The sequence below is a fragment of the Acidovorax sp. KPB24-03 genome (genome assembly GCF_057546605.1).
The window spans coordinates 1-1,130 of record NZ_BAAJYR010000716.1 but is presented as its reverse complement, the minus strand read 5'-3'; the positions used below and the strand labels follow the sequence as shown (position 1 = coordinate 1,130).

3 protein-coding genes are annotated in these 1,130 nt (G+C 72.7%); 2 read left to right on the top strand and 1 reads right to left on the bottom strand.

From position 1 onward, the window contains the following. Positions 1–183 (bottom strand): hypothetical protein (locus AC27KI_RS25460; RefSeq protein ID WP_487116586.1); only part of this gene is annotated, 183 nt, incomplete at its 3' end. Between the two features lie 10 nt (positions 184–193). On the opposite strand from AC27KI_RS25460, the gene AC27KI_RS25455 reads away from it, so the two are divergent. Next, the gene (locus AC27KI_RS25455; RefSeq protein ID WP_487116584.1) at positions 194–457 is read left to right on the top strand and encodes a hypothetical protein; all 264 of its coding nucleotides are present in this window, start codon (positions 194–196) and stop codon (positions 455–457) included. Beyond that, a partial coding sequence (locus AC27KI_RS25450; protein WP_487116582.1) for a tetratricopeptide repeat protein occupies positions 417–1,130 on the top strand: 714 nt, incomplete at its 3' end. The genes AC27KI_RS25455 and AC27KI_RS25450, both read left to right, overlap by 41 nt.

Sequence of the window (1,130 nt, the reverse complement as noted above, 5' to 3'; positions counted from 1 at the left end):
CGTGGTCTTGTGGCGCACGAATTCGCCGTGCGCGCCTTCCAGCGGGCGCGTGGCCAGTTGCAGGCGCACCGGCACGGTGGTGGGGGCCATCGCCCAGGCCTCGGCGCGCGGGTGGCCCGCCGCATCGAGCAGCAGGCGCGCGCGCCACAGGGGCAGGCGCTGGCACACGGCCACGGCCAGCACGCCCGCCGCGGTGGCCCAGGGCCCCTACCTGTTCGATGCCAACGGCCGGCTCGGCGACTGGAACGTGCGCGACCAGGGCGCGCGCACCGAGTTCACGCTGAAGGCCTACGCCCCGCTCGCGTTCAGCGTGGCGGCGGCCGGCAACTGCCAGGTGCGCGCCAACCAGAAACTGCTCACCCCCACGCGGGCGGCCACTCCGGCCGGCCCGGATGTCCAACAATTCCGGATCGCCGATGCTGCTGCGCAAATCCAGCTCCAGTGCCCAGCCCGCTGAGCGCCCCGTCCTGGCGCCTTCGTGGCTGATCGCCCTGCTGGCCAGCATGGTCGGCGGGGGGCTGTGGCTGCTGTACCCCCGCCAGGATCTGGAGCGCCGGCTGTCCGAGACCACCGACATCGCGCTGTCGGTGGCCTACCTCACCAACCTGCTGCGCAGCGATCCCGACAACCCCCGCCTGCGCCTGCTGCTGGCGCAGCGCCAGATCGCCGTGGGCGAAATGGCGGACGCGCGGGCCACGCTGCAACCCGCGCTGGATTCCAGCGACCCGGAACTGCACCGCGACGCGCTGTGGAGCCTGTGGGACCTGTCGTACGCCGAGTACCAGCGCACGCCCGAGAAGGAAACCGAGCGCCGCAAAGCCCAGCGCGAGGACCTCAAGCGCCAGCTCCAGGCCCTGGCCAAGGAAAAGTGGCCCGCCGACCGCCAATTGCTGCTCGCCCGCCGCGCGGCCGAAATGGAAGACCGCGCCACCGGCGTCGCGATGAGCCGCCAGCTCGCGCAGGAGGCCAAAGACCCGCGCGAGGCAGCGCGCCTGTATGAGCGGGCCGCCAAGGAAGCGCTGGGCACGGGCGACTACGCGGGCAGCGCCGAGCTGTACATGCTGGCGCGCCAGGTCACGCCCGACCCGGAACAGGCCAAGGCGTACTACCTGGCCGCCGTGCGCACGCTG